The sequence below is a fragment of the Amycolatopsis sp. WAC 04197 genome (assembly GCF_003947475.1).
In the GTDB taxonomy this organism is placed as follows: Bacteria; Actinomycetota; Actinomycetes; order Mycobacteriales; family Pseudonocardiaceae; genus Amycolatopsis; species Amycolatopsis japonica.
In genome coordinates this window covers 333,047-351,817 of sequence record NZ_QHJK01000003.1, presented here as the reverse complement: position 1 = coordinate 351,817, position 18,771 = coordinate 333,047, and the positions used below count along the sequence as shown (strand labels likewise).

18 protein-coding genes are annotated in these 18,771 nt (G+C 69.6%); 10 read left to right on the top strand and 8 right to left on the bottom strand.

Going from position 1 to position 18,771, the window contains the following annotated elements; all coding sequences use genetic code 11:
- Window positions 1-33: 33 nt before the first annotated feature.
- From DMC64_RS14670 to DMC64_RS14660, 3 genes are all read left to right on the top strand, one after another.
- Entirely contained in the window at window positions 34-1,170 is a 1,137-nt protein-coding gene (locus DMC64_RS14670) for a glycosyltransferase (RefSeq protein ID WP_125733953.1), read from the top strand.
- Window positions 1,167-2,399, top strand: coding sequence for an RNA polymerase sigma factor (locus tag DMC64_RS14665; protein WP_125733952.1), 1,233 nt, complete (start codon window positions 1,167-1,169; stop codon window positions 2,397-2,399). The genes DMC64_RS14670 and DMC64_RS14665 overlap by 4 nt, the downstream gene beginning before the upstream one ends.
- A gap of 73 nt (window positions 2,400-2,472) precedes the next feature.
- Entirely contained in the window at window positions 2,473-3,246 is a 774-nt protein-coding gene (locus tag DMC64_RS14660) for an alpha/beta fold hydrolase (RefSeq protein ID WP_125733951.1), read from the top strand.
- A gap of 59 nt (window positions 3,247-3,305) precedes the next feature.
- Here the strand turns inward: DMC64_RS14660 and DMC64_RS14655 are convergent, their stop codons facing one another.
- Window positions 3,306-3,797, bottom strand: a complete 492-nt coding sequence (locus tag DMC64_RS14655) for a DUF1772 domain-containing protein (RefSeq protein ID WP_125733950.1) — start codon at window positions 3,795-3,797, stop codon at window positions 3,306-3,308.
- Window positions 3,798-3,829: 32 nt separating this feature from the next.
- Window positions 3,830-4,657 carry an NmrA family transcriptional regulator gene (locus DMC64_RS14650; protein WP_125733949.1) on the bottom strand — a complete coding sequence of 276 codons (828 nt, stop codon included), beginning with the start codon at window positions 4,655-4,657 and terminating at the stop codon, window positions 3,830-3,832.
- 80 nt (window positions 4,658-4,737) lie between these two features.
- Here DMC64_RS14650 and DMC64_RS14645 point away from each other — a divergent pair, with 80 nt between their 5' ends.
- Window positions 4,738-5,676, top strand: coding sequence for an AraC family transcriptional regulator (locus DMC64_RS14645; protein ID WP_125733948.1), 939 nt, complete (start codon window positions 4,738-4,740; stop codon window positions 5,674-5,676).
- Here the strand turns inward: DMC64_RS14645 and DMC64_RS14640 are convergent.
- Window positions 5,655-6,608: a YafY family protein gene (locus tag DMC64_RS14640; RefSeq protein ID WP_125733947.1), complete on the bottom strand. Its 954-nt coding sequence runs from the start codon at window positions 6,606-6,608 to the stop codon at window positions 5,655-5,657. The two genes, DMC64_RS14645 and DMC64_RS14640, sit on opposite strands and share 22 nt — an antisense overlap.
- Before the next feature lie 116 nt (window positions 6,609-6,724).
- Here DMC64_RS14640 and DMC64_RS14635 point away from each other — a divergent pair, with 116 nt between their 5' ends.
- The gene (locus DMC64_RS14635) at window positions 6,725-7,363 is read left to right on the top strand and encodes an SDR family NAD(P)-dependent oxidoreductase (protein WP_125733946.1); all 639 of its coding nucleotides are present in this window, start codon (window positions 6,725-6,727) and stop codon (window positions 7,361-7,363) included.
- A 5-nt stretch (window positions 7,364-7,368) separates the two neighbouring features.
- Here DMC64_RS14635 and DMC64_RS14630 read toward each other — a convergent pair whose 3' ends face one another.
- Complete coding sequence (locus DMC64_RS14630) at window positions 7,369-8,172, bottom strand: pentapeptide repeat-containing protein (protein WP_125733945.1); 804 nt, start codon at window positions 8,170-8,172, stop codon at window positions 7,369-7,371.
- Between the two features lie 262 nt (window positions 8,173-8,434).
- On the opposite strand from DMC64_RS14630, the gene DMC64_RS14625 reads away from it, so the two are divergent.
- A complete protein-coding gene (locus DMC64_RS14625; protein ID WP_370323980.1) occupies window positions 8,435-9,616 on the top strand; it encodes a S8 family peptidase in 1,182 nt (393 codons plus the stop codon).
- A 259-nt stretch (window positions 9,617-9,875) separates the two neighbouring features.
- Here DMC64_RS14625 and DMC64_RS14620 read toward each other — a convergent pair whose 3' ends face one another.
- A complete protein-coding gene (locus DMC64_RS14620) occupies window positions 9,876-10,742 on the bottom strand; it encodes an SGNH/GDSL hydrolase family protein (protein ID WP_233629661.1) in 867 nt (288 codons plus the stop codon).
- 110 nt (window positions 10,743-10,852) lie between these two features.
- Between DMC64_RS14620 and DMC64_RS14615 the strand changes: the two genes are divergently transcribed.
- Window positions 10,853-12,076, top strand: a complete 1,224-nt coding sequence (locus DMC64_RS14615; RefSeq protein ID WP_125733944.1) for a CdaR family transcriptional regulator — start codon at window positions 10,853-10,855, stop codon at window positions 12,074-12,076.
- Here the strand turns inward: DMC64_RS14615 and DMC64_RS14610 are convergent.
- Complete coding sequence (locus tag DMC64_RS14610) at window positions 12,035-12,886, bottom strand: helix-turn-helix transcriptional regulator (protein ID WP_125733943.1); 852 nt, start codon at window positions 12,884-12,886, stop codon at window positions 12,035-12,037. The genes DMC64_RS14615 and DMC64_RS14610 overlap by 42 nt on opposite strands.
- An 85-nt stretch (window positions 12,887-12,971) precedes the next feature.
- Between DMC64_RS14610 and DMC64_RS14605 the strand changes: the two genes are divergently transcribed.
- Window positions 12,972-13,751, top strand: coding sequence for an SDR family NAD(P)-dependent oxidoreductase (locus tag DMC64_RS14605; protein WP_125733942.1), 780 nt, complete (start codon window positions 12,972-12,974; stop codon window positions 13,749-13,751).
- A gap of 102 nt (window positions 13,752-13,853) precedes the next feature.
- Window positions 13,854-15,503 carry a WXG100 family type VII secretion target gene (locus DMC64_RS14600; protein ID WP_125733941.1) on the top strand — a complete coding sequence of 550 codons (1,650 nt, stop codon included), beginning with the start codon at window positions 13,854-13,856 and terminating at the stop codon, window positions 15,501-15,503.
- A 7-nt stretch (window positions 15,504-15,510) separates the two neighbouring features.
- Here DMC64_RS14600 and DMC64_RS14595 read toward each other — a convergent pair whose 3' ends face one another.
- Window positions 15,511-16,620 (bottom strand): response regulator receiver protein, encoded by a 1,110-nt coding sequence (locus tag DMC64_RS14595; RefSeq protein ID WP_125733940.1) that lies wholly within the window; start codon window positions 16,618-16,620, stop codon window positions 15,511-15,513.
- Window positions 16,621-16,830: 210 nt separating this feature from the next.
- Between DMC64_RS14595 and DMC64_RS14590 the strand changes: the two genes are divergently transcribed.
- Entirely contained in the window at window positions 16,831-18,072 is a 1,242-nt protein-coding gene (locus tag DMC64_RS14590; RefSeq protein WP_125733939.1) for a tyrosine-type recombinase/integrase, read from the top strand.
- On the opposite strand, the gene DMC64_RS14585 is transcribed toward DMC64_RS14590, so the two are convergent.
- Window positions 17,997-18,764: a class I SAM-dependent methyltransferase gene (locus DMC64_RS14585; protein ID WP_370323974.1), complete on the bottom strand. Its 768-nt coding sequence runs from the start codon at window positions 18,762-18,764 to the stop codon at window positions 17,997-17,999. The genes DMC64_RS14590 and DMC64_RS14585 overlap by 76 nt on opposite strands.
- Window positions 18,765-18,771 lie beyond the last annotated feature (7 nt).

The following is an 18,771-nucleotide window of genomic DNA, read 5'->3' as shown; positions in this document are numbered from 1 at the left end:
TAGCGCCGTCGTGCCGCCGATAGGGTCGCTGACATGCGTGTCCTGTTCACCTTCGCCGGTGGCAACGGCCACTTCCGGCCGCTGCTCCCCCTCGCCCACGCGGTCGCCGAGGCGGGGCACGCGATCGCGTTCACCGGTGAGCCGTTGATGGTCCCGGTCGTCGAGGCGACGGGGTTCACCGCGTTCCCGTCGGGCCCGAACCTCGGCAGCGACGGCGGCGGACTTCGCCCGTTGCTTCCCGTCGACAGGGACCGCGAGGACAGCGATCTCCGTGACGGTTTCGTTCGTCGCACCGCGCCCCAGCGGGCCAAGGACGTCATGGCACTCTGCGAGGACTGGGAACCGGATCTGCTCGTGTGCGACGAAGCCGATCACGGCGCGATGATCGCCGCCGAACGCCTCGGCCTCCCGCACGCCACCGTCCTGGTGATCGCGGCGGGCGTGCTCATCCGCGCCGAACTGATCGACGACGCGCTCAACGAGGTCCGCGCCGTCCACGGTCTCCCGCCGCAACGAAACCTGGAGATGGCGTACCGGCACCTCGTGCTTTCCCCGTTCCCCGCGAGCTTCCGCGACCCCCGGTTCCCGCTGCCACCGACCGCGCGGCCGTTCCGCAGCCCCCTTCCCGGTCGCGGACCGGTGCCGGAGTGGCACGTCGAAGGCCGTCCCACCGTCTACTTCACCCTCGGCACGATCTTCAACACCGAATCCGGCGACCTGTTCGCCCGGGCACTGACCGGCCTGCGGGAGATCGACGCGACCTGCGTGGTGACCGTCGGGAACCTCGTCGATCCCGCCGAGTTCGGCCCGCAGCCCGAGCACATCCACCTCACGCGGTACCTGCCGCAGGACGACGTCCTCCCGTACTGCGACTTGGTGCTCAGCCACGGCGGTTCGGGCAGCCTGCTCGGCGCGCTCGCCCACGGGCTGCCGATGGTGCTGCTCCCGATGGGCGCCGACCAGCCCCACAACGGCGATCGGGTCACCGAACTCGGGCTCGGCACCGTCCTCGACGTCATCGACGCGACACCGCGGGACATCCGCGACGCCGTGTCCACGGTGCTGAGGGAACCGTCCTACCGGGAGGCGGCCGGGCGGCTGCGGGACGAGATCACCGCGTACCCGGCGCCGGAGGAGATCGTGCCGCTGCTGGAAGGACTGCTCAGGTGACCACCGAACTCGACACCGCGATCACACAGGCGTTCCGCGAGGAGTCGGGGCAGGTGATCGCCACCCTGATCCGTGTCACCGGCGACTGGGACCTCGCCGAGGAATGTCTCCAAGAGGCGTTCGCGCTCGCGTTGCGCACCTGGCCCCGCGACGGCGTCCCGGCGAAACCCGGCGCCTGGCTGACGACGGCGGCACGCAACCGCGCCACCGACCGGATCCGACGCGAGGCCGTCGGCGCGGCGAAACTGCGCGAAGCCGCCGAACTGAACGTCCCCGCCGAGCCGGACCGGGACGAGAGCGGCGTCCACGACGACCGGCTCCGGCTGATCTTCACCTGCTGCCACCCCGCGCTGCCGCTCGAAGGGCAGGTCGCGCTCGCGTTGCGGACTCTGGCCGGGCTCACCACCGCCGAGATCGCCCGCGCCTTCCTCGTCTCCGAGGCGACGATGTCGCAGCGCCTGGTCCGGGTGAAACGGAAGATCCGCACGGCGGGCATCCCGTACCGGGTCCCGCCCGCGGATCTGCTGCCCGAACGCACGGCCGCGGTACTGGGAATGCTGTACCTGCTGTTCAACGAGGGCTACTCGGCCAGTGCCGGTACGGATCTGCTCCGGCCCGACTTGTCCGCGGAGGCCATCAGGCTCGCGCGGATCCTCGCCAGCCTGATGCCGGACGAGCCGGAGGTCCTCGGGCTGCTGGCCCTGCTGCTCCTGCACGACGCCCGCCGGGCCACCCGCGTCGATGCTCAGGGCACCCTCGTCTCGCTCGAAGACCAGGACCGCGGCGGCTGGAACACCGCCGAGATCGCCGAGGGCACGGAGTTGCTGGAGACCGCGCTCCGGCTCGGTGTCGCCGGGCAGTACCAGATCCAGGCCGCCATCGCCGCCTGTCACGCGACGGCCGCCCACGCCTCCGACACCGACTGGGCGCAGATCGCCGCGCTCTACGGGGAACTGCTGCGATTCGTGCCGTCGCCCGTCGTCGAACTGAACCGCGCGGTCGCCGTCGCCATGGCCGAAGGTCCCGAGGCCGGGCTCGAACTGGTCGACAAGCTCACCGCGGACGGCGGTCTCCCCGGCTACCACCTGCTTCCCGCGACCCGCGCGGACCTGCTCCGGCGGCTCGACCGGCTCGACGAGGCCGCCGACGCGTACCGCGAGGCACTCGCGCTCGCCGGCACCGACGCCGAGCGCGCCTACCTGTCGGAAAAAATCGCCGAAATCTCCTGACTCCCGGCTGTCTGTCCACGGCGTCACCGTTCGTCGGTGGGCGACAAGTCCGAAAAGAGGAAGGGGTCATCCGATGGCCGTTCTCGACGTCCCCGGCGCCCGGCTGCACCACACCGTCACCGGCAGCGGCCCGGTTCTGCTGTGCGTTCCCGGTGGCGCGGCCGATTCCGCGATGTTCACGCCGATCGCGGCCCTGCTCGCGGAGCACTACACGGTGATCACCTACGACCCGCGCGGGATCTCCCGCAGCCCGCTCGACGATCCGGACGGGAAGCAACGGATCGAGGCCCACACCGACGACGCGCTACGCCTGCTCGACAGCGCGAGCACGGAACCCGCGATGATCTTCGCGTCCAGCGGCGGCTGCATGCAGGCCTTCGACCTCGTCACCCGTCATCCCGGGCGGGTCAAGACGCTCCTGGCGCACGAACCCCCGCTGACGAGCCTGCTGCCCGGCCAACCCGACGGTGACCCGGACGAACTGCAGCGCCTCCACCGCGAACAGGGCATCGAGGCGGCGATGGCCAAGTTCATGGCCGACGCCGGTTTCGAGATGGACTGGAGCGCGCTCCCACCGGAGATACGGACGAACATGGAGTTCTTCGTCGTGCACCTGATGAAGATGATCGGGGACTTCACTCCGGACTACGAAGCGCTGAAGGCGTCGGAGACCCGGATCGTCGTCGGCGTCGGGAAGGACTCGGCCGGGCAGCCCGCGCACGAGGCGGCGGTGCTCGCGGCCGCCCGGCTCGGTGTGGAGCCGGTCTACTTCCCCGGTGACCACGGTGGTTTCGCGGCCGAGGCCGTCACGTTCGCGCCGCAGCTCCTGGCGCTTCTCGACGCCTGATGTCAGGAAAGGGTCGTTCAAGACGTTTTTCGTCCTGAACGACCCTTTCCTGACACACGTCAGGCGCGGACGTGCGCGATCAGCCCGCCCACCAGAGCCCCGAAACCGCCGATCGCGGCCAAGGTCCGGACCAGGTTCCACCGTTCCCAGACGCCCTCGAACTTCGCCCGCAGCGCCTCGAAGTCGGTGCCGTCGCCGTCGAAGCCCGCTTCGAGCGCGTTGTTCAGCGGGACGTTGATCGCCATCGTCACGATCAGCATCACCAGCAGCAGGGCGAACCCCGCGATGAGCCACGGCAGCGCGGGCCGCAGTTCCGCCCGGAAATGCAGTGCCGCCGCGGCCGCCGCGAGCAACGGCGCGCCGCCGAAGCTCAGCGCGAACCAGCCGTTGAGGATCGCGATGTTGATCTCCCGCATCCCCGTCACGTAGGTCCGGGCGTCCGCGCGCCCCAGCCCTGGCATCACCGAGCACGTGTAGGCGTAGAACAAGCCGGCGATCAACCCCGCCGTGATGACGGCCGCGATCAGGACGATCTGGCTCAACGTGGCCATTCCTGTCGCCTCCCTTCCGATTCCAGCTCGTTTCATCGATTCCAGACCCCAGTGGCCGCCGCTTTCGCGGCGTATTCGGAGAAGTCCCTCGCGGGCCTGCCCAGCACCCGCTCGACGTCACCGGTGAGCGAGGAGTTCCGGCCGTCGAGGATGCGCGTGAACAGGTCGGTCAGGCCCTCGATCTCCTCCTCCGGCACGCCCTGTTCGGCCGCTCCCGCGGCGAATTCCGCGGCGGAGACCGGAACGTACCGGACATCCCGCCCGGAAGCTTTGCCGATTTCCGCCGCCGCGTCCGCGAAATCCAGCAACCGGGGGCCGGTCAGCTCGTAGACCTCGCCGTCGTGCCCGTCGGTGGTCAGCGCCGTCACGGCCACGTCGACGATGTCTTCGACGTCGATGAACGGCTCGGTCACCGACCCGGCGGGCAGCACGATCTCCCCGGCGAGCACCGGTTCCAGCAGGAAGTGCTCGCTGAAGTTCTGCGCGAACCAGCTGGCCCGCACGACCGTCCACTCGGCACCGGAGTCCCGGACACCCTGTTCGCTGACCACGGCTTCCTCTTCACCGCGGCCGGACAGCAGGACCAGCCGCCGCACCCCGTGTTCCACGGCCAGCTTGGAGAAGTCGCGGATCGCTTCGGCGGCGCCGGGGAAGGCGAGGTCGGGGTAGTAGGTCAGGTAGGCGGCGCCGATCCCGGTGACCGCGGCCGTCCAGGTCGAACGGTCGTTCCAGTCGAACACCGGCCGCGAGGCCTTCCGGACGTCGATCCCGAGGGCGGTCAGCCGCTGCGCGACCCGGCTCCCGGTCTTGCCCGTCGCGCCGAGGACCAGGACCGTCTCGTTGTTCTTCGCGTTTGTCATGGCACCAGTCAAGCGCCTGCGAATGAGACGGAACATAGTTCAAAGGCTCTGTTCCATGTTTCATCGTCTACGCTTGCGCTATGGATCCCCTCGCCGGTCTGCTCGACGGACCCCGCGCCCGCGGCGCGTTCCTGCTGAAGTCGGTTATGACCCCGCCGTGGTCGCTACGGATCGAGGACGAGGCTCCGCTGACGGTGATGGCACAGGTCCGGGGCGAGTCGTGGGTGGTGCCCGACCGCGGGGACGCGGTCCGCCTCGGCACCGGCGACATCGCCATCGCCCGCGGTCCGGACCCGTATCTCGTCGCGGACGACCCGGCCACCCCACCGCAGGCGATGATCCTGCCGGGACAGGAATGCCTGACGCCGGACGGGAAACACCTCACCGAGCTGTCGGATCTCGGCGTCCGGACCTGGGGTGACGATCCGGACGGCCCAGTAGTCCTGCTCACCGGCACCTATCCACTCGAAGGTGAGATCAGCAAACGGCTCCTCAACGCGCTGCCGTCGCTGCTGGTCGTCCGGGACGACGAATGGGACAACCCGCTGGTGACACTGCTCGCCGGCGAGATCGTCAAGGACACGCCCGGCCAGGAAGCCGTCCTGGACCGCGTGCTCGACCTGCTTCTGGTCGCCGCGCTGCGGACCTGGTTCGACCGACCGGACGCCGCGGCACCCGCCTGGTATCGCGCGCACAGCGATCCGGTCGTCGGACGCGCACTGAAACTGTTGCAGCACAAGCCTTCCGAACCGTGGACCGTGGCCAGCCTCGCGGCCGCCACCGGCGTGTCCCGGGCCGCGTTCGCCCGCCGGTTCACCGCCGCCGTCGGCGAACCGCCGATGGCCTACCTCGCGAGCTGGCGGATCGCGCTCGCCGCCGATCTCCTGCGCCAGCACCCCGACGTCACCATCGGCGCGGTCGCCCGGCAGGTCGGCTACGGCAGTTCGTTCGCGCTCAGCACCGCGTTCAAACGCGAACACGGTGTCAGCCCGCAGGGCTACCGCGCCGGCGTCGCGTAACGCTCGACCAGTTCCGCGCCGATCCGCGCGAGTTCCTCCTGGACCGACTCCGGGCCCAGCACCTCGATCATCGAACCCCAGCCCGCGAGCTGCTGCGCGATCATCCACGCCACCGGCGCCGACACCGTCACCCGCACACGCCCGTCTTCGAGCGTCTCCTCGACACGTGCCTGCCGCCCGAAGTGGTCCTGGAGGATCGGCAGATGCCGCTCCGCGATGAGCACGGTCGCGTCCAGCCCCGAACGCCGTTGCTCGACCCGGTCGACCACCTGCTCCCACGCCCGCGACAGTTCGAAGTCGTCCGGCCGCGCCGCGGGCAGGTCGCTGACCTCGGCGTCGGACATGCGATCGACGCGGAAAGTGCGCTGGCCGTTCTCAGTACCCGCGATGAGGTACCAGATGTCGTCCTTGTCCACGAGCCCCCACGGATCCACGACCCGCTCGACCGGCTCCGCGCCTTTCTTCGCGTAGCCGAACCGGACCTTGCGGCGGCGCACGATCCCGGCCTGCAGCACGGTGAGCAACTCGGGCCGTTCCTTTTCCCGCTCGCCCCACCGCGACGGATCGATGACGACCGCGTCCGCGGCGGCCTGCGCGTCGGCGCGGAACGTGTCCGGCAGGGCCCGGACCAGCTTCCGCAGCGCGGATTTCACCTCGGGCGAGAGCGATGCGGCCGGACCGGCGAGCAGGAACAGCGCCTGGGCCTCCGACGCGGACAGTCCACTGAGGTCGGTCCGCGCGCCGCCGACGAGCGACCAGCCACCACCTCGGCCGGGCTGCGGGTACACCGGGACACCCGCCGACGACAACGCCTCGAGGTCACGCCGCGCGGTGGCGACCGAGATCTCCAGTTCGTCCGCCAGTTCGGAAGCCGTGACACGGCCACGCGCCTGCATCAGCAGGAGGGTGGCCACCAGGCGATCGGCACGCATGGCGCCCAGTCTCGCAGGCAAACCGCTCATCCGGTGAACACTTTGCGGCGCGGACTTGACCTTCACATCGATGTCAGGCCCTACGGTCGGCGCACCCCACTCAGAAGGAGAAGCACATGGCAGGCGCAGTGATCATCGGCGCGGGACCGGGTATCGGCCGCTCGGTCGCGCACCGCTTCGCCAAGGAAGGGCTGCCGATCACCTTGCTGGCCCGCCGTTCGGCGACCCTGGAGCCGCTGGCCGCCGAACTCGGGACCGCGCTGGCGCTCACCGCCGACGTCACCGACGAGGCTTCCCTCAAAGCCGCTCTCGACACCGCCGTGCGGGAACACGGCGAGCCCGACGTCGTGGTCTACAACGCGGCGATCATCCAGGCCGACACCCCCGGCGAGCTGTCCGTCGAACGGCATCTCGCGGCGTGGTCGGTCAACGTCGTCGGCGCGATCACCACCGCGGCGCACGTCGCGCCCGGGATGGCGAAACGCGGATCGGGCACGATCATTGTGACCGGCGGAATGCCCGAAGCCGTACCCGCCTACACGAGCCTCTCGCTCGGGAAAGCCGGTGTGCGGGCGCTGGTTTCCCTGCTGGACAAGGAGTTCGGCCCCTCAGGAGTGCACGTCGCCACGGTGACCGTCGCCGGACCCGTCGCGAAAGGAACTCCGTTCGACCCCGACGACATCGCCGAGCACTACTGGCGGCTGCACACCCAGCCGCGAGAAGACTGGGAGCAGGAGATCGTCCATACGGCGTAGCAGACCTACCAGTGCGCCGGATGGGAAAGCGAGTCCGGCAGTTTCGTCGTCGCGTCGCCCTTCGCCGCGTCCAGTTGCGACTGGAGGAGGAAGAGCGTGTCACGGAAGTCCGCGCCGCGGATGTCGGCGTCACGCAGGTCCGCCCCGGTGACGTCGGCCTGCCGGAGATCGGCTCCCCGCAGATCCGCGCCGATCAGGTACGCCCCTCGCAGCAGCGCTCCGCGCAGGTTCGATCCCTTGAGCTTCGCGCCGATGAGGTCGGCGCCGCGCCGGTCCTTCTTCTTGCCCGGCGCGGTGGCACGGGCGAGCTCGCTCGCGCGCAGCAGCAGCCCGTTCACCGCGCCCCGATGCGAGTGGACGTCCAGTTTCCGCAGCACGCCGGGCGTGTCCAGGGTCATCCGCTCGGTCCGGTCGATCATCTCGGCCAGGTCGTCACGGATGGGCGCGGACGTCGGCAGCGAGGCCGCCTCGGTGAGGTAGTAGAGCAGTTCCTGCAGATCCCGCATGACCGGGAAGACCGCGAACATCGTCCTGGCCGTCTTCGGCGACTTGCGCCAGTCCTCGCCGTCGAAGGTGACCTGGGAGACCTTCTGGCCCGCGCCGAAGCAGTCGTAGACCGTGCAGCCGGTGAAGCCCTTCTTGCGGAGCTTGTCGTGGATGCCGCACCGGGAGTCCTCGCGCAGGTTCGGGCACGCCTGGCCCGCCGGTTTGGTGATCGCGAAATCGGCCGACGCCGCGAAGGCCGGGACGACACAGCACAGGCCGAAGCAGTTCTCGCAGTCGGCTCGCAGGCCGGAAAGGGCTGGCACGGTGGTTCGGACTCCAGAAGCTCGGCGAGATGTTCCAGCCACAGGGTACGGAGCACACTTTCCGTGCAGGGCACCCGCCGCCAATGGCCGCCAGACGAAGGTCGGGTCCTGCCCCATTCAGTCGATTCGGACATGTCATGCGCTCAATAACCTCGATCCCCGTGGGAATCGGCAGGTGCCGTCCCATGCGGTCGAGCTGGACCGCCTTTCTGCCGCTGTGGTCTTGACCGGCCGGTCCCCCTGCGAACGACAGGACGAACACATGCGAGAGACGAGACAAGCGCGTTGGCTGTCACGTGCCGGAATGGCGAGCGCGGTCGCGGTGGCGATCAGCGTGACCGCCGCTCCGGCCCAAGCCGCCGAAGGACAGATCCTCGCCGCGGGATCCGCCGAAGCGATCCCGAACAGCTACATCGTCACGCTGAAGGACACCGGCGTCGTGGGCGCGCTGGCGAACCGCTTCGGCGCGAAGGTGGAGCAGGTCTACAGCAGCTCGCTCAAGGGTTTCTCCGCGACACTGTCGGAACGGCAGGCCAAGCGGCTCGCCGCCGACCCGTCGGTGGCCTCGGTCGAGCAGAACCAGGTCGTCCACGCGGACGCGACCCAGACCAACCCGCCGTCCTGGGGCCTTGACCGCGTCGACCAGCGCAACCTGCCGCTCGACAACAAGTACAGCTACACCAGCACCGGCGCGGGCGTGAACGTCTACGTCATCGACACCGGTGTGCGGATCAGCCACCAGACCTTCGGCGGCCGCGCCCGCAACGGCTACGACTTCGTCGACAACGACGCCGTCGCGCAGGACGGCAACGGCCACGGCACCCACGTCGCCGGCACCATCGCCGGTTCGCAGTACGGCATCGCCAAGGGCGCCACCGTCTACGGCGTCCGCGTGCTCAACAACTCCGGCAGCGGCACCACCGCCGGGGTCATCGCGGGTATCGACTGGGTCACCAAGAACCACGTCAAACCGGCCGCGGCCAACATGAGCCTCGGCGGCGGTGCCTCCAGCACGCTCGACGACGCCGTCCGCCGGTCCATCGCCGCGGGCGTCACCTACGGCGTGGCCGCCGGGAATTCCAACTCGAACGCGTCGGGCTTCTCCCCCGCCCGCGTGACCCAGGCGATCACCGTCGGCTCGTCCACCAACACCGACGCGCGCTCCAGCTTCTCCAACTACGGCAGCGTCGTGGACATCTTCGCGCCGGGCACGAACATCACCTCGTCGTGGAACACCAGCGACACCGCGACGAACACCATCAGCGGCACCTCGATGGCGACCCCGCACGTGGTCGGCGTCGCGGCCCGCTACCTGCAGAACAACAAGAGCGCCACGCCCGCGCAGGTGGCCACCGCGCTGATCAACGCGGCCACCACGGGCAAGGTGACCAACCCGGGCTCCGGTTCCCCGAACCGGCTCCTGTACTGGTCGCCGACCGCGTGACCTGACGTCTCGTGAGTGGTAAGGACGGTTCTAACCGTCCTTACCACTCACGAGGGGCCTATATATCCAGTTTCGCGTGGGGTCGTGAGTGGCAAAGAGGGTTAGAACGACCATTGCCACTCACGACCCCCGGGCAATAACTGCACAAAGTGCCCAACTGGGGCGCTTGGATCTCGAAAGTGACCTTTTTGGACAGTCCGAGGGGCGTTAAGGCCTCGGTGTCGAGCCACCACTCACGAGACGTGCCCCAGCGACGGCGCTACAGCACCTTCCGGATACTCGGCACCACGGCCGCGAGCCCCGCGGCGTTCGGGTGCAGTGGGGCGAAGCTGTTGTTCACCACCGAAGGGATCAGCCCTTCGATCCATTTGACGCCGATCGGCTGGCAGGCGTCGTGCCCGATGCTCGGCGTCCGGATGTCGACGTACTTCGCGCCGTGCGCGGCGGACTGTTCGGCCATCCGCGCGTTGAGCCGGTCGATGTTGGCCTGGATGTAGTCGGCGTCCTGCGGCAGGACCGGGACGAGCGGCCAGCAGCCGCCGGATTTGATCCCGGTCGGATAGCCCACCATGACGATCTCGGCCTTCGGCGCGCGCTGGCGGATCGTCTCGATCACCGTGCCGTAGGTCGCGGCGAAGGCGTCGATCTTGGTGGCGTACTTGTCCACCCCGCCCGTGGTGTTGGCCGCCTTGCACGAAGCACCCACCGGCAGCAGGTTCACGCACGACGTCGCGAGCCCGACCAAACCGATGTCGTTGCCGCCGATGCCGACGGTCACCAGTGTCGTGTCGGCCGAGAGCGCGTCGTACTGCGGCGGGTTCGTGCCGGAGACGATGCCCTTCTGCGGATTGGTGAAGTGGGACGTGGTCGCGCCGCCACAGGTGACGTCGCGCAGTTCGTCGACCTCGATCTGCTTCGCCAGCAGCCCGGCGTAGTTGATCGCCGACCGGGCGCAGGTGAACAGATCGGACTGCGGCAGCACCACCGAGCCCGCCGAGAACGAGTCACCCATCGCGACGTACACCTGCCGCTCCGCCGAGGCGAGGGCCGGTGTCCCGATTCCGACGAGGGTCAGTGCGGTGCCCGCCACCGCGGCGATCCGGGCGATTCTTCCCCAGCGTGTCACTGCCGCCTCCTGCATGCGTCGTCGAATGCTGCGGTCAGCGTCCGCCGGAGCGGGGAGAACCACTAGAACGGAGGCGCGCGTTCTTGATCGGAGTTTTGTAGGTTCCCTCTATGACGAAGGCGTCGGCACAGCCATGGCGCAGGCTCGACGCCTCGGTGCTGACCCGCCTGGAACCCGACACCGCCGCGATCGCGTCCGCCGCGATGGACCAGGTCCGTGCCGGGCTGCGGTCCCCGCTGGACGACCGGACGGCGGCGAACCTCCAAGTGACCCTCGACGTCGCGTTGCACGCCTTCTTCAGCGAGATCGGCCATCCCGACATCACCACCGACCGCGAGGTCTACCGCGCGCAGGGCCGGGCCCAGCACACCGCCGGCCGCAGCCTCGAGGAGATGCTCGGCTTCTACCAATCCGCGGCGCTCGGCGTGTGGCGGCAGCTGACCTCGGCGGCACCGGCGGTGGATCTGCCGACCCAGGCGATCGTCGAACTCGGTGAGGCGCTTTTCGCCTTCATCGCGGAACTCTCGGCCGCGGCCGCCGACGGATACGCCGAAGCGCGCTCACAGGCCGCGCGGGCCGGGCAAGCGCGAAGGGACCGGCTCCTGGGTCTCCTGCTCGCCGAACCAGCCGTCACCCGAGACCTGCTCGAAGACGCCGCGAGCCAAGCCATGTGGGTCCTGCCCGGCAGGCTCGTCGTCGCGGTCACCAGCGCCGATGTCGCACCACAACTGCTGGACCGGATGCCGGGGCGGGTGCTGGTCGGCCGTCACCACGACCTGACCGCGGTGGTCATGCCCGCCGACCGCCTGGAGTGGTACCTCGGCCGGTTGCGGGACCTGCTCGGCGACGACCAGGCAGGTGTGGGCCCGGTCGTGCCGCTCCGCTCGGCCGCGCTCGGTGCCCGCCGGGCGAGCGCGCTCTGGCGGCTGACCCGCACCGGCGCGCTCGGCGACAGCCCGCTCGTCCACACCACCGATCACCGCATCGATCTGCTGCTGACCGCCGATCCCGAACTCGCCGCCGAGTTCTCCGAAGACGTCCTCGCGCCGTTGGCCGGTCTCCCGGAACCGGCGAGGCAACGGCTCACCACGACCCTCGCCGCCTGGCTCGCCCGGCCTGACCAGCCGCAGGCGATCGGCGTCGAACTGCATGTCCACGTCCAGACCGTCCGGTACCGGATCCGGCAGCTGCGGACGCTGTTCGGCGGCACGATCGACGACCCGGCAGGCCGCTTCGCACTCGCGATCGCGCTCAGGATCGACCCGCTGGTATCGAGGGAACCTACAAAACCATCAGAGCGGAGCGTCCATCCGCTGCGTCCCGACGACGGATAGCAGCCGCAACGCGTTCTCCGACGGAGTACCGGGATCGGCGGTGTAGATCACGACCTGCTGGTCCCGGTCGCTGATGTCGAGGACGTCGCAGTTCACGCTGACCGGGCCGACCACCGGGTGCTGGAACGTCTTGCACAGCGTGGGCGCGGCGCAGACGTCGTGCGCGGCCCACAGCCGGGCGAATTCCTCACTGCCGTCGAGGAGTTCGCGGATCAGCCCGGAGACTTCGGGGTCGTCGGGATAGCGACCGGCGGTGACCCGCAGATTCCGGACCGCGCTCGCCGCGAACTCGTCCACATCGGACACCCCGTACAGCCGTCTCCCCTCCGGCCGCGGCCCGAGGAAGGCGCGGCGCACGAGATTGCGGTCCCGCCGGGGCAGCGCGGAGAAGTCCTCCATCAACGCCGCGGCGAGGTCGTTCCAGGCGAGCACCTCGTAAGTCGCCGAGAGCACGATCGCCGCCGCCTGCGGAAGACGGTGCAGCAGCGCGAGAATGCTCGGCCGCACCTCACGCGACGGTCCGGGCGGTGGTCCCGGCGGCGCGCCGGCGAGATGGTGCAGGTGGTCCCGTTCCACATCCGACAGCCGGAGTGCCCTGGTCAGCCCGCCCAGTACCTCACGCGAAGGCCGCGGCCCGCGAGCCTGCTCCAGCCTCGTGTAGTACTCGGTCGAGATGTACGCCAGCTGTGCCACCTCCTCGCGACGCAGGCCGGGAGTGCGGCGGCGGGGCCCGGCGGGAAGGCCGACGTCGGCGGGGGTGATCCGCTCGCGCCTGCTGCGCAGGAAGTCCGCCAGTTGTCGTCTGTCCACCACTCCAGTGTGGACGATGGCGGCCCGCCAGCCAGGTACCGCCGATACCTGGATAGGCGCCGAAGGCGGGAGAACCCTCGGTGCCATGACCACCACAACGACTGTTTCCGGCCTGCTCGACGGCAAGGTCGCCTTCGTCACCGGCGCCGGCCGAGGTATCGGCGCCGCCGCGGCGCGGCTGTTCGCCAGGGAAGGCGCCCGCGTCGTGCTCGCCGCCCGCACCGAGTCCCAGCTGAAGACCGTGGCCGAGGAGATCCGCGCGGAGGGCGGCATCGCGGACCACGTCGTCTGCGACCTCGGCGACGCGTCGAGCATCCGCGCGGCCGTCGACCGCGCCGTGGACCTGCACGGCAGGCTCGACGTCGCGTTCAACAACGGCGCGACCAACGTGCCGCCCGGCCCGATGGACCAGGTGACCGAGGCCGATTTCGACCGTATCTACGCGGTGAACCTGAAGGGTCCGTGGCTGGCGATGATCGCCGAGATCGAGGCCATCCGGGCCACCGCGAAGACCGGGGCCATCGTCAACAACACCAGCGTCGGCAGTCTGATGGCCAACCCGGAACTCCCCGCGTACGGCGCCATGAAACGCGGTGTCAACAGCCTCACCGCGTCGGCCGCCACCACCTACGGCCCGGAAGGGATCCGGATCAACGCCGTCGCACCCGGCACGACCCTGACCGAGATGTTCTCCGAGTGGGTCGAGAGCTCGCCGGACATCCTGCAGCGGCTCAACGCCCAGACCCCGCTGGGGCGCGTGGCCGAGCCCGAGGAGATCGCGCAGGCCGCGGCGTGGCTGCTGAGCGATCGCGCCTCCTACGTGACCGGGACGGTCCTGCGGGTGGACGGCGGCATGCTGGCCTGACCTCGGGGAAGGGGTGGGTGATGCGGGGGAACCGGCGTCGGCCCTCCGGCGTCTGAACGCGCACGACCCACCCTGACCAGGGGTTTGCCCGAGGAGAAGCCGATGCCGTTCCTGGATCCCGAACCGCTCTACGCCAAGCTCACGTCGGGGGACGCGGCGGGTATCGCCGAGGTCGGCGCCACCATCGCGGACGCCAAGACGTCGTTGCAGACCGTGGCGGACGGGATCTCCGACGGCGCCCTGCGAGCGGCCCGGTCCTGGCACGGGAAAGCGGCGGCGGAGTTCGTCGGCAAGGCGAAACAGTCCTCGCGCACCGTCGCCGAGGTGTATGCCCAGCTCAACACCGCCGAGGCCGCGGTCAAGGGCGCCGCGAAGGCGTACTCCGCGCTGCGGACCTCGGCCGACACCGCCATCGGCCCCTGGCGCAAGCTCGGCCTGACCGACCTCCTCGAAGCGCCGGAGATCGCGATGAAGACCATCCGGGCCCTGACCGTCGCGCAGCAGACCTACGAAAGCCGGCTCACCGCGCTGGCGGCAACGACCGACGGAGGCGGAAGCGAAGGCTGGGACAGCGACGGCAACGCCGACATCAGCGGCGTCAACCCAGGCGAGCCGTGGACCTCCCAGGGCTTGGCCTACGACGGCAAGAACCTGCTGGTGGGCTCGTACCACGACGGTGATGGGGACGGCTCCGGCGACAGCCCCGTCGGACCCGGACTGACCCCGAGCAGGCTGACCTACGTCGACTACGAGACCGGCGTGGAAACGGGGAACGTCTACCTCAACGGCAACGGCGAGGTCGGCGCGCCCACGCACACCGGCGGTGTCGCGACGGATGGCGAGCACGTCTGGGTGTCGTCCAACGGATACGTGTACGTCTACGACAAGGCCGAACTCGACGCCGCGCAGGACAGCGGCAAACCGGTCAACGCCGTGGACGTGGTCGACACACCCGCCCACAGCTACGTCACCTACGCGCAAGGCAAACTCTTCGTGGGCGACTACACCAACAACCGGCTCTACGAAGTCCCGGTCGGTCCGGACGGCTCACCCCGGCCGGACGAAGCCGGGGATCCGATCGAGACGCCGAACAACGTCCAGGGTGTCGTGGTGCGCGACGACGAGTTCATCTTCTCGTCCTCCGACGGGCACAGCGGCAAGTTCTACCGGCAGGACCGGACGCCGGAGTGGTACGACTTCAACGATCGCGAAGAGATCGAACTGAAGGGCGGCGAGCCGGGCAACGAAGACGGCTACGACTCCCACGGCGTCGAGGAGGCCGTCGAGATCGACGGGGAAATCGTGCTGGCGCACGAATCCGGCGCCTACGGCTACCAGAAGAACCCAGGCTCGAAGTGGGACGAACCGGAGCTGACCAGGATCTCCCTGGACGAACTCGGCCTCGACCCCGACGGCGCGCTCTCCCCCGGCGACGCCGGATACGAGACCGATCCGGACTCGCTGGTCGGTGCCGCGGGCGTCCTGGACGGGGCGACGTCGACGTTGAGCACCGCGGCCGGCGCGATGTCACGGCTGCAGCTCGTACCGCATCTGCTCGGCGACGTGCCCGCGGCGACCACCTTCAGCGACGCGCTGACCAAGCACGTCACGGCGGCCGGCGACCGGCTGACGGCGGGAGTGGAAACGGTCGGCGGCATCGCGGACAGCCTGGTCACCGGGGCGGACACGTACCGGCGCGTCGAGGACGGGGTCAAGGAAGGACTGGACAAGCTCGGCGGGTTGTTCAGGTAGCTCGCGATCACTCGGGTTTCTTCGGTGCCGCGACGCCGTCGCCGAGCAGAATCTCCAGCAGATCGTGTCGGAGCGGCGTCGAAGGTTCCTCTGTCGCGGCGAGAGCACGCTGACGGATGAGGGCCAGTGTCCCCGCGGCCTGTTCGCTCGATTCCTGGGTTCGGGCGACCTGTTCCTGGGCCGCGGTGAGTTGCCCCCGCACGGCGGTCAGTTCTGCCTGAACGTCAGCGACTCGTGCTCGAGATGCGGTTTCGAGGGCGGTCCGCTCGGCGATGGCTTCCTGATGGCGGGCATCGAGAGCTCGCAGCTGCACCCTCGCGGCGTCCAGCTCCGCGGTGAGTTCGGCCTTCTGCGTGTCCACGAGCCGTTCCCAGGTCTTGCGTTGCTCATCGGATGCGCTGAGGGCGTCACGTGCGGCGTCCCGCTCCGCGGTCCGTGTGGCCAGTTGCTCGTTGAGGTTTGAAAGCGTGGCTGCCAGCTGATCGGCGCGGTTTCGCTGCGTCGCCGCTTCCTCGGCTGCTTCCTGTGCGTGCTCGGTGATCACCGCGGTGGCCGTCTCCGCTTTCGCCTGAGCCAGCTGGGCCGCCGCCCGGGCCTCGATCGCCTCGTCCGTGGTCGCCTTGGCCAGAAGCTCGGCCTGCTGAGCGGTCCGGGCGGCTTCCTTCGCTTCCTCGGCGGCGGCTTCGGCCTCGGCTGCTCGTGCCAGTGCGGCGTCCCGTTGCCGGTCGGCTTCCGCGGCGGCTTCCTGGGCGGCGTCGGCTTGACCGACGGCGGCCGCGATCTCGTCGCGCAGATGGGCGGTGACCGCGTCGAGCGCGTTGCTCAACGTACGGAGAGGGTCGGTCAGCGCGGCGGCGGCCTGGTCGAAGGCCTGCCCGGCGTCCGCCAGCGCCGCCGACGGCACGCCCTCGTCGCCCAGAGCCTCCCGTAGCGCCTGTTCGGCCGCGGCCAGTTGCTTGCAGCTCTTTCCCCCGGGCCATGTCCGGTCAGGGCAGAACTCGTAGGGCCTGCCTCCCCGCGGTCCGGGCGGCGGCAGCGGCTCCCGGCACTTGCGAAACCCGCATCGTGCCTGCTCCGGCGCACTTTCCTCGGCTACCGCGCTCGCTTTCTCGACCATATCCAGAGCCTACCTTGAGAGTTACATAACCTCTAACAGAGGTATCAGTAACATTATCCCAAACCTAACTTAGCTACAGAAGATACATTTTGTAGCTAAGTGGTTCGCGGAGGTCGATCTGGAGACGTAAGCGGTCCGAAGGCGACGAATAGGGGCGTCTGAGGGGCTGCCGAAAACTGGGCAGGCGATCAACGCCGATACGGTGTGCGGATGATCGTGACTGGTGTGGCGCAGGACGACAGCGTCGCCAGGACCGGGCTATCCCCCGCGGGCGTACTCACCGACGAGGTTTGGCCGGGACTGGCGGATCCGGCGGGTCTGCTGTCGGGGATCACCGACTGGCTCACCGGATACGGCAACCGTCAGACTCGCCGCACCTACGCCGAAGGGCTCGGGCTGCCGGTCAGCGCGGCCGATATCGCCGCGGCTTGGACGCCGACCGGCACTCCGAGCGACGCTCGTTGGAGCGCCGCGGTGGCGGCCTACGCCGACGCCGTGGTCACCGCGCCGGCGTCCAGGCGGGCGGGGCCTCCGCCGGCGGGTCGCGGCAGATTGCGGTCCTGGCATTGGCTGCGATGGTGCGCCGCGCGCGGTGTCGACCCGACGGCGGCGACGTCGGCGCACGTGAAGGCCTGGCTGGCAGAACTGGACGAGGCGGGCGCCGCGCCGTCGACGCGGGACCGGATGCTCGCCACGGTGAAGACGCTGTACGCGTTCCTGGCCGACGCCGGACTCGTGGCGGCGAACCCCGCGGCGCTGGACCGCCGTCGGCTCGGGCTGACAGCGGCCGCCGCGAGCACATCGGCGACGATCACGTTGACCTCCCGGCAGGTCGCGGCGCTGCACCGGGCGGCGGGTACGCCACGGCGTGGTGCCGGCCCGTGCGATGTCGCCCGCGCGGTCGCGATCGTCTCCCTCTTCACCTTGGGGTTGCGGGTGAGCGAGCTGTGCGGGCTCGACGAGGCGGATCTGCATGTCACGCGAGGGCGGCGGGCGCTACGGGTGCGAGGCAAGGGCGGCAAGGTCCGAGTCGTCTATCTGAGCGTCCCCGCCGAGAACGCGGTGCTGGAGTACGCGAATCTGCGTGGCGACGGCGCGGGAACCGCGATCGTGGCGGGGGTCGGCCGGGCCGGTCGTGGTGGCGACCGGCCGCTGCTGGTGACCCGCGGCGGACGTCGTTTCGCCCGGCAGGCGATCTGGCAGCTGCTGCGCCGGGTCGCCGCAGCCGCGGGCCCGGAGCTGGCCGGTGTCGCCGAAGTGATGCACCCCCACGCACTGCGGCATTTCTACGTGACCGCGGCGGTGGAGGCGGGTGCGTCCCTGGAACATGTCCAGGCCGACGTCGGGCACGCCAGCATCGACACCACCAGCGCGGTCTACGACCACGCGGCCCGCGACCCGGCCCGCAGTGCGGTCGACCTGGTCGCCGACGCCTGGCACCCCACCTCCTGATCCGCCTCGAGCACGAAGAACAGGAAACTCAAGAAGGCGGTCTTGCCCGCGAGCTCCTCCGGGAAACGCTCTCGCGCGCCCGGCGCCGGGTGGGGCTCGCTGACGACGGACGTCCGGAAACCCGCCGCGGTGAAGGCGTCGGTCATCGCGTGCAGGGGCCGATGCCAGTACGTCAGAACGGCTTTCTGGCCACTGAAGGTGTACTCGTCCGACCACTTGACGGTCTTGAAGTAGTCGCCTTCGGGATGGACCAGCTTGAAGATGATCGGGTGGTTGACGGCCATGATCAGCCTGCCGCCGGGTTTCAGCACACGCCGGATCTCGGCCAGCGGCGCCGTCCAGTCTTCGAGGTAGTGCAAAACGAGGGCGGCGATGACGTCGTCGAAGGCACCGTCGGGATAGGGCAGCTGCTCACCGATGTCGGCGACCCGCAATGCCGCGTCGTCGCCGAGGCGTTTCCGGGCCAGCTCCAGCATTTTGGCGCTGGAGTCGAACCCGGCCACGTTGGCACCCCGATCACGCAGTGCCTCGAAAAGGGGACCCGCCCCGCACCCCGCGTCGAGGATCCGCCTGCCGGTCACGTCGCCGGCCAGATCGAGGATGGCTGGCCGCGTGTAGTACGCGTTGATCAGGCTGGTTTCGTTCTCGGCCGCGTACGCCTCGGCGAAGGTGTCGTAGTCGTTTTCCACCAACCCAACC